This window comes from Mesorhizobium sp. M0293, assembly GCF_040321735.1.
Lineage (GTDB): Bacteria > Pseudomonadota > Alphaproteobacteria > Rhizobiales > Rhizobiaceae > Mesorhizobium.
Window position 1 is genome coordinate 1 of the sequence record NZ_JAMYSA010000115.1, and the last position, 18145, is coordinate 18145.

Sequence of the window (18145 nt, forward strand, 5' to 3'; positions counted from 1 at the left end):
CCCCCCCCCCCCCCGCCCCCCCCCCCCCCCCCCGGCCGCCGCCCCCCCCCCCCCCCCCCCCGCCGGGGGTGGGCGTCGCGGCGCCGCCCGCCCCGCGCCGCCCCCCCCCCCGACCCTTGGGCGCAAGCGAGGCTTATGCTTGCGCCTAGTGTGCCCTTCCTATGTCCGTACGCGGCGGTTGCCAGGTGGTTCCCCCACTCCGTCTCGGCTTCGCCGAGCCACCTCTCCCCCCCTCCGGAGGGAGAGGAAAGGAACCTGGCTGGGGTGGCGCTGACATCGACGAACTATCCTTCTGCTCAAGTCTGCAAGATGTGGCGCGCCCGCCTGAGCGGAGCGCGCCACGGGCGCAGGGAGATACGCCCTATTTCTTCAGCACCGCGTTGGCCTTGGCGGCTGCGTCCTTCAAGCCTGCCTCGGGGTCGCCGCCGAGATAGATCTTCTGCATGGCGTCCGAGGTGATTTGGGCGACCTCCTCCCAGCCTGGAATGACCGGCGCGAAGCGGGCGTCGGGCAGCAGCGCCGTGAACGCCGCCAGATCGGCATTGTTGACGTAATAGTCCATTTTCGCCTCTTCCTTGTTCACCGGCAGGAAGCCTTCGCCTTGCGTGAACTTGGCGCGCTGTTCCGTGGTGAACAGGAAGTCGAGCAGCTTCCAGGCCTCGTCCTTGTTCTTGGAGTTCTTGAACATGATGATGGAATCGGTCACGCCATAGGTGCCGCGCGCGCCGGTCGGCCCGGCCGGAATGGCCGCCACGCCGTATTTCAGGTTCGGCGCCTCGTCCTTGATCTGGTTGGACAGGAAGGGGGCGGTGATCATCATGCCGACCTTGCCCTGCTTGAACAGGTTCTGCACATCCTCCCGGTTGTTGGAGGTGACGCCCGGCTCCGTCAGGCCTTCGTCGATCATCGACTTGTAGAGCTTGGCGGCTTCAAGCGCGCCTGGCGTGCTCAGGCCGGAGGTGCCGTCCTTGTTGAGGATTTCGGTGCCGTAGGACCACATCGCGTAATAGTAGTAGACGTCGGTCTCGATCTCCTTGCCCTGCAGTCCGAAACCGAAGGTGCCGGACCCCAGCGCCTTGATCTTGCGCGCATCTTCCTGCAGCTCGGTCCAGTTGGCGGGCGGATTGGCGATGCCGGCTTTCTCGAACAGCTCCTTGTTGTAGTACATGGCGCGCGCCGAGGCGGCGATCGGCAGGCCGTAGGTCTTGCTGTCCATGATCGAGGGCGACAGGAACGTGTCGATGAATCGGTCCTTGAAGCCGGGCTTGATGTAGCTGTCGAGCGGCTCGGCGACATCCTGCTGGACGAAGTCGATCAGCCAGCGCGTGCCGATGATCGACAGGTCGGCATTGGTGCCGGCGGTGATGTCGGTGGTCAGCTTCTGCAACAGCACATCCCACGGCACCACCTCGAACTTGACTGTGATGCCGGGGTTGGCAGCCTCGAATTCCTTCTTGACGCTCTCGAAATAAAGCCCAGTCTTGGCGCTGTACTCGGCGACGGTGACGCGCACCTCACCCGCATTCGCCTGCGCCGCAAATGCCAACATGCTCATTCCGGCCATCAGGCCGACAGTCCATTTTGCAAGGCTCATTTGATGTCTCCCATTTTGATTTTGCCTCTGCGCGCCTCTTCGCCGCAGGGGGTAGATTATGTGACTTTCCTACATTATCGATCATTTGAAGGCTTGCAAGCAGATTATTCTGTTGCTTAATTACATTTGGGCTAGGCCTGACGCGATCCGTCAGAGTTTCCCGGAGGATGACGCGGTGGTTTCGCAAGCCGAGTTCGAAGGCAGGGCCGAGTTCGAAGGCAAGACTGTCGTGGTGACGGGTGCCGGCGGCGGCCTCGGCACGGCCATCGTGGCGCTGATGGCGCAAAGAGGCGCCAGGATCATAGGCTGCGACCAGTCGAGCGAGGCATTGAACAGCCCGCATCTTGCCTCCCGCCATGTCTTCGACCTTCTCGACCGGGCTTCGATAGAAGCGGCACTCGGCGCCATCCTCGACGGGGACGGCGTGCCGGACATTCTCGTCAACAATGCCGGCTGGACGCGCGCCGAGACGATTTCGGCGCTCAATCCCAACAAGATAGAGCAGGAACTCGACCTCAACCTGACCGGCGTGATGAATTTCGCCGACCCGCTGGTCAAGGCGATGGCCGGCCGCGGCTCGGGCAGCATCGTCTTCATCTCGTCGGTCAACGCCATCGCGCATTTCGGCAATCCAGCCTATGCCGCGGCCAAGGCCGGCATCAATGCCTATGCCAAGGCGATCGCGGTCGAACTCGGCCGCAGCGGGCTGCGCGCCAATGTCGTCTGCCCCGGATCGATCCGCACCGCCGCCTGGGACCACCGCCTTGCCAAGGATCCCGAAATCCTCGGCAAGCTGCAGCGGCTCTATCCGCTCGGCCGCATCGTCAACGCTTCGGAAGTGGCCGAAGCCGTCGCTTTCCTTGCGTCCGATCGCGCATCTGGAATAACAGGCGTGGTGATGCCCGTGGATGCGGGGCTGACCGCCGGTTGCCTGCCATTCATCGACGACATTCTGGGAGCGTGACCATGACCGACGTCGAATTTCGCGACCTGTCGAAATCCTTCGGGCAGCACAAGATCCTCGAAAACATCAGCCTCGATATCAAGAGCGGCGAGTTCGTCGTGCTGGTCGGCCCGTCCGGCTGCGGCAAGTCGACCTTGCTGCGCATGCTGGCCGGACTGGAGACGATCACCTCCGGCGACCTGTTGATCGGTGGCGTGCGCGCCAACGCGCTGCCGCCGCAGCAGCGCAACATCGCCATGGTGTTCCAGTCCTATGCGCTGTTCCCGCATCTGAAGGCATCGGAAAACATTGGCTTTGGCCCCAAAATCCGCGGTGAGGCGCGCGAAGCGGTCGACCAGAAGGTCAGGAAGGCGTCCGGCGTCCTCAATCTCTTCTCGTATCTCGACCGCTATCCCCGCCAGCTCTCGGGCGGCCAGCGCCAGCGCGTCGCGATGGGCCGTGCCATCGTGCGCGAACCGTCGGTGTTCCTGTTCGACGAGCCCCTGTCCAACCTTGACGCGCAACTGCGCGTGCAGATGCGCGTCGAGATCAAGGCGCTGCACCAGCGGCTGAAATCGACGATCGTCTATGTCACCCACGACCAGATCGAAGCCATGACGATGGCCGACCGCATCGTCGTGATGGACCGAGGCAGGATCCAGCAGGTGGGACCGCCGTTGGAACTCTACGACAGTCCGGCCAACAAGTTCGTCGCCTCCTTCCTTGGCTCTCCGTCGATGAGCTTTGTCTCCGGATCTCTCAAGACGACGGCTGAGAAAACCTGGTTCGAATCGACCGGCGGCGGGCGGCTTGCGCTTGCCGGCAAGGCGGTGCCGGCCGGCAGCCCCGTGGAAGCCGGCATCCGGCCCGAACACTTCATCATCGGCGAGGCCGTCGACGCGATGGCGATCAAGGTGGATGTCGTCGAGCCGACCGGCTCCGAAACCCATGTCTATGGCGCCATCGGCACTGACACGGTGCGCGCTGTGTTCCGTGACCGGGTAAAGGTCAGGCCGGGCGACCTGCTGCCGGTCTCGGTCGACCCCGGCAACATCCATCTGTTCGACACGGCGACGGGCCTGCCTATGAAAACGCAGGCATGAGGACGCCAGCCGACATCATCACGCGCCTGCAGCTGATATTGCAGGACGGAACGAAGTCGGATCGCAAGCTGGCTGGGTTCGTGCTGGCCGACCTCGACTTCGTCTCCAAGGCGGCGATTTCGGAGATTGCCGCGCGCGTCGGCGTCAGCGAGCCGACGGTGACGCGGTTCTGCCGCAACCTCGGTTGCGAGGGCCTGCGCGACTTCAAATTCTATCTGGCGCAGGCCATCGCTATCGGCGGCCAGTATCTGTCGCCGGAGCCGTTAAGCCGCGATGCCCGCGAACAGCGCATCGCGTCCGCCATCACCGAAGCGGCGATATCAGCCATCCAGCGCGCCAGCGAAAACCTCGACATGACGACGCTGGTCGCCGTCGCCGCACGCATCGCCGTTTCCGGCAATGTGCTGTGCATCGGTTCCGGCGGCATTTCGTCGATGATGGCGACCGAGATGCAAAACCGGCTGTTCAGGCTGGGCGTGTCGGTGCTGGCGCAGATCGACGGACAGCTGCAGCGCATGTACGCCGCCGTGGCCACGCCCGATACCACGCTGATCGCCTTCTCTGTCTCGGGCTATGCGCGATCGGTGATCGATGCGGTGCAGGTCGCCCAGCAATATGGCGCCACCACCATCGCCATCACCCCGCCGGACTCCGCACTCGCCAAGGTCGCCGACACGGTCATCCATTTCCAGTCGCTCGAGGACGGCAACATCTATAAGCCGACATCGTCGCGCTATGCGCTGCTATCGATCGTCGACATGATTGTCACGTCGGTCGCCGAAACGCGCGGACCACGCGTTCTCGAAAATCTGCGCCGCATCAAGCAGAGCGTGAACACGTTGAAAGTCGACGATCCCCGTTTGCCGCTGGGAGATTGAACCTTCCAGCGAAGGGCATCAGGAGCCGAGCCCCTCGATGCTTTTCGCCAAAATCGTCGGATCGCCTGAAATGCGCACGGTCTTCAGCCGGGCGGTACCACCAGCGACAATCGATACAGTCGATGCCGGGACGCCCAGCGCCTTGGCGATCAGCTTTTCGAGCGCATGGTTGGCGGCGCCGTTCTCCGGCACGGCGCGGACCCGGGCCTTGAAATGGCTTCGCCCGTCCGCTGACGTCGCGACGCCTTCGAGCCTGTCCAGCGCAGCCTTTGGCGTCAGCCGGACAAACAGGTCGACGCCACCATCGCGCAGGCGGAACGGGCTCACAGGATCAGAGGCGCTACCGTGGTGAGTATGAACTGCCGCAGGAAGAACAGGATCAGAAGCAGGATGATCGGCGAGATGTCGATGCCGCCAAGGTCCGGCATGAAACGGCGGATCGGCCGCAACGCCGGCTCGGTCAGGCGGTAAAGCATGTTACCTATGGAACCGACGAACTGATTGCGCGAGTTGACCACGTTGAAGGCGTAGAGCCAGGAGAAGATCGCCGAAGCGATGATGATCCACCAGTAGAGGTCAAGCGCCATGACGATTGTTTGAATGAGGGCGAGCATGCCGGTCTCCAATTGTTGCCGACATGTAGCCATTGCAGGCGAAACCGGCAAGTGCCGCCTTCCGCCGCATGCGGCCCGATGTCGGCGGTCGCGGATTTCGGCATAACCCCGCCTTGACAGGAAACCGCGGCGCCCGATAAATGCCCCCATCCGCTGGACGGGGCTGTAGCTCAGCTGGGAGAGCGCGTCGTTCGCAATGACGAGGTCAGGAGTTCGATCCTCCTCAGCTCCACCAGCGGATCAGCCTAAGGACATAAAATCCTAAGCTATTTTCAAAACGAGTGTTTCTGTCCCCGCTTGGTAGCGGTGGCATCAGCGGACTGGCTGGCGCTGAAACGTTTTTGCGCCTTTTCCCCATGAAGGAATGGGCTTGCCTTGGAAAGGGAAGCGCATACTCGGAGCAGTAAACGCGCGCGCCGGTGCCTCGTACGGGATCGGACTAATCGAAAGCCTACCGCCCCTGATGTCGAGAGACGATTTTAGCTGAACAACCCTCAAACCCCTGACGGGGGCCGACAGGCATAAGATCAAATTTACGATTATTGCCTACGTTGCGGCATGTTCGAAACAATATCCTCTGCCAAGGTTAGCTATTCCGAGCGCCATTCTATTAGCCGCGAAGGCCTTTTACTGGTGGTCCTCCTGGTGGCCACCTTCTTGCCGACTCTGATCGTCGACATACCGGCCATGGCAGACTATCCAAATCATCTCGCAAGAATGTCGATCCTGATGCGCGCCGGTACGCCCGAGGCTCATCCGTACTACGAAGTAGCCTGGGCACCCTATCCCAACTTGGCCATGGACCTTGTTGTCCCGTTCGTTGGACGCTTTATCGGGATCGAATTGGCGTCAAAGCTCTTCTACCTGACCGCGCAAATGCTGGTCGTTAGTGGAGCAATGGCCATTGGGTTGGCCGTGCAGCGGCGTGTGATATTCAGCGGCTTCGTTGCATCGCTTTTCCTGTACGCCGCGCCTTTCGCTTTCGGATTCGTGAATTTCGAATTCGCGTTCGGGATAGCTCTGTGGGCCATTGCCGTTTGGATTTGGCTCGCAGACAGGCCTTTGCCGCTACGCCTTGCCACCCACACCGTCTTCGTCATGGTTCTGTATATCTCTCACCTGTTTGCGCTTGGCCTGTACGGCCTAGTGGTAGGTCTCTACGAACTTTCGCGCTGGCGCGACCATATCAAGAACTGGAAAGACGCGGTTTTGCTGGTTGCCGGAACGGCGGCTCCGACTATCATGGTTGGCGCACTGGCACTCGCCTTTGGCGGCAAGGTGGGTGGCAATGGAACCGAATGGTACCTGTCGGCAAAATTGCTCGGGCTGTTTCAAGTTAATGGCTTCAGCAAATACACTTCCTCGCTCGTGACAGCGGCAATTATTGTCCTCATTTACCTTGCAGTGAAGCGCAAGATGCTCCGCGTCTCCCGCGCCGGATGCTGGATAGGCCTTGGACTCCTGTGCCTGTTCATCCTCATGCCGTTTCGCCTTGCAGACACGGCTTTTGTCGACGGGCGCGTCCTTTTGGCGCTGGTTCTGATCCTGCCAGCCTTCACCACGATCGAGCGTCTGGAAGGCCTGCGCAGATCGATTTTCGTCGCACTGTTAGTTGGCGTCGCGCTTGCAAACAGCGGCGTCACGATCTGGGCTCAGTTGTCGTACCGCAGCGAATACGGCGCGCTGATGACAGCGTTCGACGGCATCGCACCGGGTTCGCGAATCCTCACCGGTCTAGATGGCTATCCAGAAAACCCGCCATCAGATTTGCTCCTTTATCCGATGTATAACGCCGCCACATTGGCCGTGGTCACGCGCGATGCATTGGTGCCGACGCTGTTCACTTACCCAGGGAAACAGCCGCTGCGGCCCCGACCTGAAATAGCCAGCCTGACCGTACCGCAAGGCGAACCCATTCCGATGTCGGAACTCGACGCTTACGCCGCTGGTGCATCCCCGCCCGTCATGGCCGCCTATGCAGCGCATTGGACCCGCGACTTCGACTATTTGCTGTTAATCGAGCCTGAGGGCACCTCGTCGAGGGGCGGTCATCTCGATCTGATCGCCACGGGCGACCGGTTTGAATTCTACCGTATCAGGAAGCCGGCCGACACGGACAGGGTAAGCGAGCGAAGAATTGCCGAGTGATGATCGTTTATGAGCACCGGCTATGAAACGGGAGTTGTCCAAAGGAGCCGAACCCACGGGGACTCGAAGATACGGCACGGCTAATGTCGCTTCGTGTGTCGGGAGGCAAGGCCACCCACGGATCCCATCGCTCGAAACCGGCAAATCATACATACCGGGCGTTGCCGTCAATCATAGGTATGATCTGTCCTCTTCTAAAGAGCCATCCGATCCGCGCTGAAATTCTGGATATGCCCCCTAACGCGAAAACTCAAAAGGCTCTGGCAGCACGACGCTCGTCTGGCTCGCCTGCCAGCGATATTTTGTCGTGCCAACGCGCCTGCGGAGGCCACGCGCGCTGCCGCGCCCCCGTCTCGCGATATCTGACAAACTGCTGTCAATTGGACTTATGACGGAAGCTGCTAACGGACAGTTTCCGTTCTTTTTGGAAGCTGCCCCACTAGATTGACGTTACCAAATCAGTTTTTTCTGTGCGTTGCGACAAGGGCGTTTCGGCGGGGGCGACCGGAGACGTTATATGGATTTCGAATCGAAATGAAGAAGCCGCCTGCGGAAGCAAGAACGTGTCAATTCGCGAGAATCTCGCTGCAAACCTTAGATCGCTCTGCAAGGACCATGCCTCCGTAAGCGCGGTGTGCCGTGAGTTGGGCATTAACCGCACGCAGTTCGAACGCTATCTGCAGGGACAGACGGTTCCCAACAAGGCCACCGCCAAGTTGATATGCGACTACTTCCGGATCGACGAGGCCGAACTGTACCGGGATCCCGCTGTCCCCGAACCCAGGGTGCGCGGACTGCCGCCAGTGTCCGAGAGCTTGTTCAACCAGATGATTCGCCCGCCCAGCCCATCGATCGCGGGGGGCACCTATTTCACCTATTTTTCGATCCCGGCCCGGCCCGACCTCTTGATGCGCTCGGTAACCTTCGTGCGGCGCGAAGCTGAGCTGGTCACCTTCAGAAGGGTCACCGGATGGTCGGAACGGCGGGGATCGACATGGGCGCGGGCGCGCGGCAACCACTATGGGGTGGCGATCTCGCGCCTGAACTGGATCTATTTCAGCGGCATCAATCGCCGCCAGACCGGCGAGCCGTCGCTGATCTCCGTGCAATGGGCTCCCATCTCCGAACCGGTACTGACAGGCAAGGCCATGCTTCTGACGGAGGCCGGGCCGGCATTCGTGTCAGTCATCATGCGGCGCGACATTGCCAACATCCGCCCAAGGGATGCCATCAGCATGGCACATGTCATCAGGCTCGACGATCCGAGCGTCGACCAACTGGTTGTCAATCTTACCCGGGACGGGCTGGGCTGATCCCTTCGATCGCCGTGGCTTACGCTAAATGAGAATAAGCATACACCGAAAAAGCGTATGCCAACGATTGTCTACTCTGTATCTGAATAAAATCGATATTTTACACTTTAGTGCCAGGAAAGATAATTCGATCTCTCGCCTTTAGCGCGCGGCTTTACTGCGATTTTAACAAACCATTAACTCTTTCGACCTTACTTTCTTGCCGCGGATCCTGATTTTGGGGGGTCTTTCAACGGATCCCAATGGGGTCAAGAAAGGGACGAAAATGGCCAAGAAAGTGAACACCGCTCCGAAGCTGACGATTGCCCCCGGTACGCAGACCGTCTTCTTTTCGCAGGGCATGCACTACAACAAGCGCTGAAGTCGTTCTGCGCCGGCGAGCGGTCCGCTTGTCGGCGCCTCGGCTCCGCAGGTGGCATTCAGCATCATGAAAATGCGCTCTTCAAAAACGCTTGTTTTCTACCCCGGGCAAAACAAGGTCACGGCATGCAACTTCCTGACCAGAAGCGTGTTTGAATGCAGCCCGGAGATGGTCGGTCTTCTCGCATCGTGGGACAAATGGGCGTCGACGGCGGATATCGCCCGCGCCCATGGGTGGTCAAAGTCCGAGCTGAAGGCTGTCGTTCCCCAGTTGCTCGATTTTTCCGCCCTGGTGACCGCCGGATCGCCGCTCGCCGAACAGGAGGAACAGTTTTCCGGACAATGGAACTGGGGCCTTCCGACCGCGCTGATGCATTTCTGCGTCCAGGACAGCCAGTACATGACCGTCGAGCAAGCGGAAGAGCGGCAGATCGAACGCGCCGGCCACACGCCGCAGCCGGACCTCCTGCTCAAGAATTCCGCCGGCGCCATTCAGCTGCCGAACGCACTGGAAGACAATGAACTTCTCGCTCTGATGGCGCGCCGCCGGACCAACCGCACGGCGGCTCAGCCCACCATTACGGCCAAACAGCTTTCCGACTGCCTGTTCGCGGGGCTCGGCATCACCGGCGAGACCGCCAACTGCGTTGGCGCCCTGCCGCTTGGCATGACCCCTTCGGGCGGCGCGAGAAATCCCTATGAGGCCTATGTGGTCGCGCTCGGCGTCGATGGCCTCGAGCCCGGCGTCTATCACTATTCCGCCGCCGATCACGACCTTGGCAGGATTTCCGCAAATCATCTGCCGAAGATCTCGGAACTGGTCGGCGGGCAGGAGTGGGCGGACGCCATGCCGTGCCTTGTCCTGCTTTGCGCGAAGCTCGACCGCACGATGTGGAAATACGAGGACGCCAACGCCTATCGTGTCGTGCTGATCGAGGCCGGTCATATCGGCCAGAACATCATGCTGGCGGCGACCAATCATGGCCTGTCGGCATGCCCGACGGCCGCGCTCAGTCATTTGGCGATCAAGCGTCTGCTGGGCCTCGATCGTCTTACCGACGCGCCCATCTATGCCTTGACCCTCTCGACCCCGGAAACGAACCCGTCTTCGGCGGGCCAATCGATCAATTAGTCGGCTCAGTATGGTCAGTAACGCGTTCTCTAGGTTCCATCAGATGACAGGAGCAGCACGTGCCAAATCAGTCTTTACGTCAGTCGGAAATCGATAGTCTTCAATACATTTCGTCGATGACCAATGAGCTCGTGCAGATGGCCGAAGCAAGCCGTTTTCCCATGATCTCCTATTTGCTGGGCATGGCCTATGCAGAGGCCTTCGACGTTCTTCGCGGCGCCCGGCCGGCCAGGCATGCGCAGCTCAGCGGCAACCCGCTGCACCCCAAGGCGCAGGCAAAAGACAATCGCGCCCAGCCCCGGAGAGCGTAGCGGCATGCAGTCGTCAGCCGCATGCGCGGTGGCAGGCTCGATGTCCCGGCCAAACCGCTGGGAGACACTGTGCGCGTTGCAAAACCTGCTGCCGCTGCTGAGAAAAGCCGCCGCGGAACTGAACTGCGCCGACATGGTCTACTGGTTCGAACAGGCCGATGCCGAGGTCGCCAACATCATCAGGGGCCATCCCTCCGATGCGGCCGCCCTCCCGGCCCTGATCGCGTGCAGCCCGCAGAACCGGCATTCGGTCGCTCGAGCCTAAGGTGGTTCAGTACCGCTGAACCCGCTCCAAATCATTTGTTTTCACGCCTTTCCTGGGAAAGCCGCCAACTTTTCCACGAACGGCTCCAGGGGACCTGCCCATGAACATGATTGCCAACATCAGAAGCGTCGATGCCAGGGAGAGCATTTTCAGCCGGCTTGACGCCCTGATCGCCAGGCGACCGCCATCGCCCGTCGCCGCGCGGGTCGAGGCCCGCCAACTCGTCTCGGCGGCAATTGCCGACAGCTGCCAGGCCGACAGTCTCTGGGGCGCCGTGGACGTCTTCCACGCCCATTTCGACTTCATGATGCAAACCATCGAGATCAACGGCGACGACGACCCGAACCTCAGGATCCTGCGCACGAAATGCCGCTTCTATCTGGAGCAGGTCGAGGCTCTTTGCCTATCGCTGAGTTATTGATGGATTCGGGTTTGCCCTAGTCTCTAGTTGCGCAGGCTGAACACGAATGGCGCTGTTCGGCTCTGGCGCGAGCCGAGTTCCGGCGGTGGTGCCGGAACCGTGGCGCCTTGCAGCACGGCCAGTGCCGCGCGGTCCAAATCCGCATCCCCGGAGGAACGAGAGAGCCTGGCGGACAAGACCCGGCCGGACGAGTCGACCGTGAAGGCGACATACGGCTTGCCTTCCACGCCTCGGGCCTTGGCCGAACTGGGATAGCGCGTGTGCCGCCTGATCCAGGCGCCCAGACGGGAGTCCCATTTGCTGGAGTCGCCGGATCGCGACGTCGATTGCGCCGACTTCGGCGCTGCGGTCCTGGCCGCTGGCTTTGCATCGGCGCTGGCGACGGTTGCCGTCTTCGGCGGCGCCGCCTTCTCCTTCTTCGGCCGCGGCTTGGGCTTGTCGACAGGCTTTTTCGCCTTGGCCTCGACCGGTTTCTTGTCCTTGACCACCTCGACCGGTTTCGGCTGCGGCAAGGGAATGACGACCTCGGGCGTGACAGCCTCGACAATATCCGGGACGACCTCCTCCGGCGGCTGGTCGACCTGTTCAGCCATCTCGGCCTGGGTGGGCTCGGCTTCGTCGGGCGGGACGGCTTGCGGCTGTTCGACAACCGGCTCCGCCTTCTCCAACTCTTCGGGCGTCGGCTCGGTCGTCGGTGTCGGCTCGGTCTGATCTGGCGTCACCGCGTCCAGCGCTGCAACCTGCTCCGTCACAGCCGGCATCACCACCATCGGCGCCATCTCGATCACCTGGGCCGGTGGCGGACCGCCGTCTGCTTCGTTGGCCATCGTGAAGTTCTGCACCGCATAGGCGACCGCGACATGGGCTCCAAGGACCAGCGCGGCCGCACCGGCCCACAAGCCAAGGTCGCGCCGGCCGAAGCGCGACAACTGGACCGGGGGCAAGGCGACCGCTTGCATCATGGCGCCGCCGCACCAGTGGCGACCGGCGCCGCCTCCAGGCCAACCAGCGCGATCTTCAGATAGCCGGCGCCGCGCAAAAGGTTCATCGCCTCCATCAGGTCGCCATAGGCCACCGCCTTGTCGGCGCGCAGGAAGATGCGCGTCTGCTTGTCGCCTTTTGTCCTGCTGTCCAGCGTCGCGGCGAAAGCCGGGCGCGGCACGCTATCGTTGCCGATCGCCAGCGTCAGATCGTCCTTCAGCGTCAGGAACAGTGGCGTTTCGGGCCGCGGCGCGGGTGTTGCGGTCGAGCCCGGCAGATCGACATTGACATCCACCGTCGCCAGCGGTGCCGCGACCATGAAGATGATCAAAAGCACCAGGATGACATCGATGAACGGGGTGACGTTGATCTCATGGCTTTCCTCGAGATCGTCATCCATCGTCTGTCGGATTCTGCTTCCCATCGCGCTACTCCGCCGCCAGCGCCGTTGCCGGCGCGACCGTGCGGAAGTCGAGATCGCGGCTGACCAGCCGTTCGACGCCCGCCGAGGCATCGGCGAGGATCTGCCGGTAGCCGGCTATCGAGCGGGCAAAGACGTTGTAGACGACGACGGCCGGTATCGCCGCGACAAGGCCCATCGCCGTGGCCAGCAGCGCTTCGGCGATGCCGGGCGCGACCACGGCGAGATTGGTGGTCTGCGCCTGCGAGATACCGATGAACGCGTTCATGATGCCCCAGACGGTGCCGAACAGGCCGACGAAGGGTGCCGTCGAGCCTATCGTCGCCAGCACGCCGGTGCCGCGCGACATGCGCCGCGACGCCGCCGCCTCGATGCGCGACAAGCGCGACGTGACGCGTTCCTTCAGCCCGTCGCCCGAGACGTGATCGAGCGCACCGGCCGAAAGCGCGGTCTCCTCCTCGGCCGCCCGCACCAGAAGCGCGCCGGGGCCGCCGCTGCGGTCGAGGGCGCGGCTTGCCTGCTTCAGCGTGGAGGCATCGCCGATCGCCCGGACGGCGCGGCGGATGCGCAGCTTGCCGCCAAGGATCTCCAGCGATTTGGCCAGCCATATCGTCCAGGTGACGAGGGAGGCAAAGGCCAGCCCGACCATCACCGCCTTGACGATGATGTCGGCCGCCATGAACATGCCCCATGGCGACAGATCGTGCGGCAGGGTCAGTTCCATCGCCGTCGAAGGCGCGGCCTCGGCCCGCACGGTCGTGTTCGGCGGGTTGGCTGGCTGCGCGGGCGCCATCGTGGCCGGCGGGACGACTGCCGGTGCGGCGGGAGCAGCGGGCGCGGCAGGTGCGTCGATCGTGGGGGCAGCTCCGGCCGGTTGCTCCTGGGCGGTCGCGCTACCGACCGTCAGGATGACGGATGCGACCAACGCCGCCAAAAAACCAGTTCTAGACATTAGCGTCTTCCTTGTTCTCACAGCGGCCAGCCGCTTTCTATCTCAGTGTTGGAGCATGATCTTTTCCGAAAACCGGTATCCACTTTTCGGGATCATGCTCTGGTTCCCACCGCCGCATCAAATCTCGTCACTGCACGTAACCGACGGGCTGGCCGGTGACGGGGTGCGCGAACACGCCCATCTCCACGCCGAAAATGCCTTTCAGCACATCGCTTCGCATGATCTCGCCGGGCGTGCCGCGCGTCAGCAGCTTGCCATCCTTGAGCGCGATCAGCTCGTCGCAGTAGCGCGCCGCCATGTTGGGATCATGCAGCACCACGACGACGCAAAGGTCGCGTTTGCGGCTGAGATCCCTGACCAGACCGAGCACCTCGACCTGATGGGCGATATCGAGTGCCGAGATCGGCTCGTCGAGCAGCATGACGCCGGCATTCTGCGCCACCAACATGGCGAGCCAGGCGCGCTGGCGTTCGCCGCCGGACAGTTCGTCCACCAGCCGATGTGCGAAACCTTCCATGTCGGTCAGGGCCAGCGCCTCGTCGACATGCTGCCTGTCCTCGGCGCGAAAACGGCCAAGCGCGCCATGCCAGGGATAGCGCCCGAGCGTCGCCAGTTCGCGCACGGTGAGGCCGGTCGCCGCCGGTGTCGTCTGCGGCAGATAGGCAAGCGCACGGGCGAGTTCTCGCGCCCCCCATTGCGGCAGCGGACGCCTGGAGAAAGTGATGGCGCCCGAGCTTGCCGGCTGCTGGCGCGCCATGAGCTTGATCAGCGTCGACTTGCCCGACCCATTGTGGCCGATCAACCCGTAGACGCGCGAACGCTCCAGTTCGAGCGAGACCGGCCCGAGCAGCGTCCGCTCGCCGACTGCAAAGCGCACTGCGTCGATGTGGAAGGCAGTCTGGGCGTCAATTCCAGCCACGGTCATGGCTTTCTCCAGTGCGGCGGCCCGCATTTCCAGATTCCGGCTTTCGGCAAGCCGATGCCGGTTGACTAGGAAACATGATCTTACTAGTCAACATTAAAGATGACTGCAACGATCAACAAATCGTCGTGACCTGCCGCAAAACAGGTCCTAGCCCAGACGACGGTGACGACCGCGTCGTTGTCGAACCGAGTTTGCATAGCGAACTGGTCCGCGCCGGCAGTCCCTATCAGCGGCTGCACGACGCCCGGCGTCTGCCTCTTCGCGTTGGGACAACTGCCCCCGGTGGACGACTGCTGCTTCGCCGGTCAGGATGGACCCCGCAATCGCCGAGGAGAGCCCGCATGATCAAGGCAACGCCCTTCGACTTCCCCTATGACGGCAGGCTGGTTGCCGAAAACACCGCGCTGATCGTCATCGACCTGCAGCAGGATTTTCTGTCGACGACGGGCTACTTCGCCAGGCAGGGATATGACCCGTCGCCGCTCAGGGCGATCCTGCCCGCCGTAAGCCGGCTGATAGCGGCCGCCCGCAAGGCCGGCGTCAGGATCATCCACACGCGGCAGGGCTATCGGGCTGACATGGCCGACATGACGCCCTACGAGAAATGGCGCCGCAAGCGCGCCGGGCTCGAAGGCACCGAAATCCTGCTGCGCTCGGGCCCGGGGTTCCAGATCGTCCCCGAGATCGACGTGGCGCCGCAGGACATTATCGTCGACAAGACCTGCAACAGCGCCTTCACCTATACGGATTTCGAGCTTGTGCTTCGCGCGCAAGGCATCACGCATCTGATGTTTTCCGGATGCACCACGGATGTCTGCGTCCACACCACGCTGCGCGAGGCATGCGACCGGAATTTTCAATGCCTGACGATTTCCGATGCCTGCGCCAGCGGCGACCAGAAGGCCCACGAAGCCGCGCTGCACATGGTGACGGTCGAGGACGGCGTCTTCGGCACGCTGGCGGATTCGAGCGCTGTTATCAAAGGCCTATCGCGGCTTGGCGAGTTAGAGCGTTAAAATCGATGCCGTATTGCCGGGGCACCAGGCATGCAGATTTTTGGACGCCAGCGGGACAGCACCCCCTCTGGCCTGCCGGCCATCTTCCCCGCAAGGAGGGAGATGGCCGGTAGACAGAGGGTGTGAAGGATCGCAACGGAAGGGTTTTCAGCGCAATTCACCTCGCCGCGCGCGTCTCCAGTCCCGCGCGAGACGCGTACGCCCCAGGCTGGAATGCGTCGGTTTCGCGACGCGCCAGCGAATTGCGCAGCAGCGCGATCGTTTCCCGGCCTGCCGTGGCGATCTCGCGCGGCGTGTCGACGCCGACAATCATGAATTCATCGATCCCGAGAGCGGCATAGGCGAGCAGCGACAGGGCAGCCTGAGCGGGTGGCCCGGAAAGGTCGACCGCCTTGTGACCGGTAGCGGAGGCGCCTTGGTGAATCCTGACTGGAAGCGCAAAGCGCAGCTTGCCGGCGCGGCCATGTTCGGCGGCGGCGCCCCGCACACGCTCCATCAGCTGCCGGACCTCTTCGATGGAGCCCGGCGCCAGTTCGAAGACATCGGCATGCCGGCCGGCCACCTTGAGCGCCGTTCCGGATTGCCCGCCCATACGGATGATCAGATCGGCGCCGTGCGGACCCTTGCGCGGCACGTAGCCGCCCTTGATGCTGTAGAACGCGCCTTCATGGTCGAAGGGCCGATCATTCGACCACAGCCGCTTGAGCAGCACCAGATATTCGTCGATGCGCTGCCAGATGACGGCATGCCCGACCGGCCGTGTTTCGGCATCGGCGTCGCTCAGCGGCTCGCTGATCATCCGCAGCGCCAGCCGTCCGCCGCTTTTCCTGTCGATCGACGCCAGCTGGCGGGCCGCCACGGTCGGTTCAACCACGCCCGCCCAATGCGTGAGCACGACTTCCAGCGACGAGGTGCGGTCGAGCACCTGGGCAGCAAGATCCATGTTGGTCAGCAGCCCGGCCGAGTCGTCGATTACGATCTTGCGGAAGCCGCCATCCTCGATCAGCCCGAGCTTGGTCGCGGTCTCGGCAAAGTCGTAGAAAAAGGGAACTGCGGCGTCCTCGGTCTTGCCGGGAACATGCGTGAACTCGATCGGCATTGCCATCTCCTCCATTGTGTCAGGCGCGCGCAAGCGCACCGAGGATTCGGTTCATTCAACTCCGATAGCCTGAAAGCGGTGGGGCAGCTAACCCCGGTCGATCTGACGACCCTTAGGGGATAAGACCCAGAACAACGGCCCCGGTGAACACGAACGCAAGGGCAAAGACAACATAGGCGAAGGCACCGGCATAGGCCGGGCGAAAGGTCTGGGCATTGGCCATCCTCTGGCCGCTGCGATCCGTCTGGGCGTTCTGGATATAGGACATATCGACCTCCGTCTCGCCGGTTAATCTATAAAACTTGTAGACTTTGTCGATTGCTATTTTCTGGCCTTAGGCAGAATAATTTTCCCCCGAGCGCCTGTAAATTGGTAGCTACTTGCTGAGAGAGCCCGTCCCGGCGACCGATCGACATGACATGTCCGTTTCGCCTCCGCACCTGAATGTACCCTATAGCCTTGTCCGCGCTGCACCCAATTCGTGGATTGGCCGCCCGGTGGGGCGCGGTAGCATCGCCCAACCAGCAAAGCGAAATCGTCAAATAGGGAGCAAGGAAATGGGCGCAAGACTGGCCGGTAAGGTCGCCATCATCTCGGGTGGCGCGACAGGCATGGGCGGGGCGGCCTCGGAACTGTTTGCCGCCGAAGGCGCCAAGGTGGCGATCATCGACCGTAACGGCGAGGCGGCTGCGGCCACTGCAGCAGCGATACGCGCGCGCGGCCACGTCACCGAGCATTTTGTCGCCGACGTCTCCGACGAAGCCCAGGTCGAGGCGGCCGTGAAGGGCGCGACGGAAAAACTCGGGCCTGTCACCGTGCTGTTCAACCACGCCGGCACCATCGTTATCAAACCCTTCCTGGAGACGACGGTCCAGGAATGGGACTGGCTGCATGCGGTCAATGTGCGCTCGATGTTCCTGATGACGCGCGCGGTGCTGCCCGGCATGATCGCGGCCGGCGGCGGCTCGATCGTCTGCACCTCGTCGATCTCGGCGGTGGCGGCGACGCCGAACGAAGTGCTCTACGACACCACCAAGTGCGCCTGCCACATGTTCGCGCGCGCCATCGCCGTCGAATTCCGCGACCGCAACATCCGCTGCAACCCGGTCTGCCCCGGCTTCATCCGCACGCCGCACGGCCTGCGCGAGGTCGCCGATCTCGGCAGGCTCGGCATCGACGTCTCCGACGCCGCACTTGCCGCGCAGCAGGGCCGCATCGGCGAGCCGGAAGAGGTGGCGAGGGCGGCGCTTTACCTGGCCAGCGACGAGTCGAGCTTCGTCAACGGCACGCATCTGTTCGTCGACAACGGCTTTACCGCGATGTGAGGCTTTCCAGGTTCCTCGCCCCAGGGACGGCTTGGCGCCCTTCCTCTACCCCGTCGATCGGGGGAGAGGTGTCGAGCGCAGCGCGACGGAGTGGGGGTCGACCGTTGGCGCGGCACAGGAAGGTTCTTGCGCCTTGGTCCCCTTTCAATATCCGTTGGCGGCCGTTGCCGGGTGGTTCCCCCACTCCGTCGCTGCTTCGCAGCGCCACCTTGTATCTACACGAGAGAGATTTCGTGGGATTAGAGCGATTGAGCCAAGATCCGGGCGGCCGCCCGGACCTTGGCTTGGCGAAGTCGCCCGTACCACCTGAGGTTACAACCGCGGGAGAGCTTGGGATCTTCGCC

At 62.5% G+C, this 18145-nt stretch carries 20 protein-coding genes and 1 tRNA gene; 12 read left to right on the forward strand and 9 right to left on the reverse strand.

Going from position 1 to position 18145, the window contains the following annotated elements:
* Positions 1-361: 361 nt before the first annotated feature.
* Positions 362-1594, reverse strand: coding sequence for an ABC transporter substrate-binding protein (locus tag NKJ06_RS28930; RefSeq protein WP_352635892.1), 1233 nt, complete (start codon positions 1592-1594; stop codon positions 362-364).
* Positions 1595-1769: 175 nt separating this feature from the next.
* Here NKJ06_RS28930 and NKJ06_RS28935 point away from each other — a divergent pair, with 175 nt between their 5' ends.
* Genes NKJ06_RS28935 through NKJ06_RS28945 form a run of 3 tightly spaced genes read left to right on the forward strand, consistent with a single transcriptional unit; the run spans position 1770 to position 4518 of the window.
* A complete protein-coding gene (locus NKJ06_RS28935; protein ID WP_352635891.1) occupies positions 1770-2558 on the forward strand; it encodes an SDR family oxidoreductase in 789 nt (262 codons plus the stop codon).
* A gap of 2 nt (positions 2559-2560) precedes the next feature.
* On the forward strand, positions 2561-3640 hold the full coding sequence (locus NKJ06_RS28940; protein WP_352635890.1) for an ABC transporter ATP-binding protein: 1080 nt from the start codon (positions 2561-2563) through the stop codon (positions 3638-3640).
* Positions 3637-4518 (forward strand): MurR/RpiR family transcriptional regulator, encoded by an 882-nt coding sequence (locus NKJ06_RS28945; RefSeq protein ID WP_352635889.1) that lies wholly within the window; start codon positions 3637-3639, stop codon positions 4516-4518. The genes NKJ06_RS28940 and NKJ06_RS28945 overlap by 4 nt, the downstream gene beginning before the upstream one ends.
* Positions 4519-4536: 18 nt before the next feature.
* Here NKJ06_RS28945 and NKJ06_RS28950 read toward each other — a convergent pair whose 3' ends face one another.
* Complete coding sequence (locus NKJ06_RS28950; RefSeq protein WP_352635887.1) at positions 4537-4845, reverse strand: DUF167 family protein; 309 nt, start codon at positions 4843-4845, stop codon at positions 4537-4539.
* The gene (locus tag NKJ06_RS28955; RefSeq protein WP_352635885.1) at positions 4842-5132 is read right to left on the reverse strand and encodes a YggT family protein; all 291 of its coding nucleotides are present in this window, start codon (positions 5130-5132) and stop codon (positions 4842-4844) included. The genes NKJ06_RS28950 and NKJ06_RS28955 overlap by 4 nt, the downstream gene beginning before the upstream one ends.
* Before the next feature lie 159 nt (positions 5133-5291).
* Here NKJ06_RS28955 and NKJ06_RS28960 point away from each other — a divergent pair.
* The 7 genes from NKJ06_RS28960 to NKJ06_RS28990 all read left to right on the forward strand — a co-directional run bounded on the left by NKJ06_RS28960 (position 5292) and on the right by NKJ06_RS28990 (position 11082).
* A tRNA-Ala gene (locus NKJ06_RS28960) sits at positions 5292-5367 on the forward strand.
* A 323-nt stretch (positions 5368-5690) separates the two neighbouring features.
* The gene (locus tag NKJ06_RS28965; RefSeq protein ID WP_352635884.1) at positions 5691-7280 is read left to right on the forward strand and encodes a hypothetical protein; all 1590 of its coding nucleotides are present in this window, start codon (positions 5691-5693) and stop codon (positions 7278-7280) included.
* Between the two features lie 563 nt (positions 7281-7843).
* Positions 7844-8593 (forward strand): helix-turn-helix domain-containing protein, encoded by a 750-nt coding sequence (locus tag NKJ06_RS28970; RefSeq protein ID WP_352635894.1) that lies wholly within the window; start codon positions 7844-7846, stop codon positions 8591-8593.
* 529 nt (positions 8594-9122) lie between these two features.
* Positions 9123-10085 (forward strand): SagB/ThcOx family dehydrogenase, encoded by a 963-nt coding sequence (locus tag NKJ06_RS28975; protein WP_352635882.1) that lies wholly within the window; start codon positions 9123-9125, stop codon positions 10083-10085.
* 59 nt (positions 10086-10144) lie between these two features.
* Positions 10145-10396 carry a hypothetical protein gene (locus tag NKJ06_RS28980; protein ID WP_352635880.1) on the forward strand — a complete coding sequence of 84 codons (252 nt, stop codon included), beginning with the start codon at positions 10145-10147 and terminating at the stop codon, positions 10394-10396.
* A 4-nt stretch (positions 10397-10400) separates the two neighbouring features.
* Entirely contained in the window at positions 10401-10661 is a 261-nt protein-coding gene (locus NKJ06_RS28985; RefSeq protein ID WP_352635878.1) for a hypothetical protein, read from the forward strand.
* Between the two features lie 100 nt (positions 10662-10761).
* Positions 10762-11082, forward strand: coding sequence for a hypothetical protein (locus tag NKJ06_RS28990; RefSeq protein ID WP_352635877.1), 321 nt, complete (start codon positions 10762-10764; stop codon positions 11080-11082).
* 23 nt (positions 11083-11105) lie between these two features.
* Here the strand turns inward: NKJ06_RS28990 and NKJ06_RS28995 are convergent, their stop codons facing one another.
* The 4 genes from NKJ06_RS28995 to NKJ06_RS29010 form a co-directional block, all read right to left on the reverse strand.
* Positions 11106-12044 carry a TonB family protein gene (locus NKJ06_RS28995; protein WP_352635875.1) on the reverse strand — a complete coding sequence of 313 codons (939 nt, stop codon included), beginning with the start codon at positions 12042-12044 and terminating at the stop codon, positions 11106-11108.
* Positions 12041-12487 carry a TonB system transport protein ExbD gene (gene exbD, locus NKJ06_RS29000; protein ID WP_352635873.1) on the reverse strand — a complete coding sequence of 149 codons (447 nt, stop codon included), beginning with the start codon at positions 12485-12487 and terminating at the stop codon, positions 12041-12043. The genes NKJ06_RS28995 and exbD overlap by 4 nt, the downstream gene beginning before the upstream one ends.
* 4 nt (positions 12488-12491) lie before the next feature.
* Positions 12492-13436, reverse strand: coding sequence for a tonB-system energizer ExbB (gene exbB, locus NKJ06_RS29005; protein ID WP_352811529.1), 945 nt, complete (start codon positions 13434-13436; stop codon positions 12492-12494).
* A 127-nt stretch (positions 13437-13563) separates the two neighbouring features.
* Positions 13564-14361: an ATP-binding cassette domain-containing protein gene (locus NKJ06_RS29010; RefSeq protein ID WP_352635870.1), complete on the reverse strand. Its 798-nt coding sequence runs from the start codon at positions 14359-14361 to the stop codon at positions 13564-13566.
* Positions 14362-14702: 341 nt separating this feature from the next.
* Here NKJ06_RS29010 and NKJ06_RS29015 point away from each other — a divergent pair, with 341 nt between their 5' ends.
* Positions 14703-15377, forward strand: a complete 675-nt coding sequence (locus NKJ06_RS29015) for a cysteine hydrolase family protein (protein ID WP_352811532.1) — start codon at positions 14703-14705, stop codon at positions 15375-15377.
* Positions 15378-15534: 157 nt separating this feature from the next.
* Here the strand turns inward: NKJ06_RS29015 and NKJ06_RS29020 are convergent, their stop codons facing one another.
* Together NKJ06_RS29020 and NKJ06_RS29025 are read right to left on the reverse strand one after the other, a co-directional pair.
* Positions 15535-16476 (reverse strand): LLM class flavin-dependent oxidoreductase, encoded by a 942-nt coding sequence (locus NKJ06_RS29020; RefSeq protein WP_352811535.1) that lies wholly within the window; start codon positions 16474-16476, stop codon positions 15535-15537.
* A 112-nt stretch (positions 16477-16588) separates the two neighbouring features.
* On the reverse strand, positions 16589-16744 hold the full coding sequence (locus NKJ06_RS29025) for a hypothetical protein (RefSeq protein WP_352811537.1): 156 nt from the start codon (positions 16742-16744) through the stop codon (positions 16589-16591).
* Positions 16745-17033: 289 nt separating this feature from the next.
* On the opposite strand from NKJ06_RS29025, the gene NKJ06_RS29030 reads away from it, so the two are divergent.
* Positions 17034-17801: an SDR family NAD(P)-dependent oxidoreductase gene (locus NKJ06_RS29030; protein WP_352811539.1), complete on the forward strand. Its 768-nt coding sequence runs from the start codon at positions 17034-17036 to the stop codon at positions 17799-17801.
* Positions 17802-18145 lie beyond the last annotated feature (344 nt).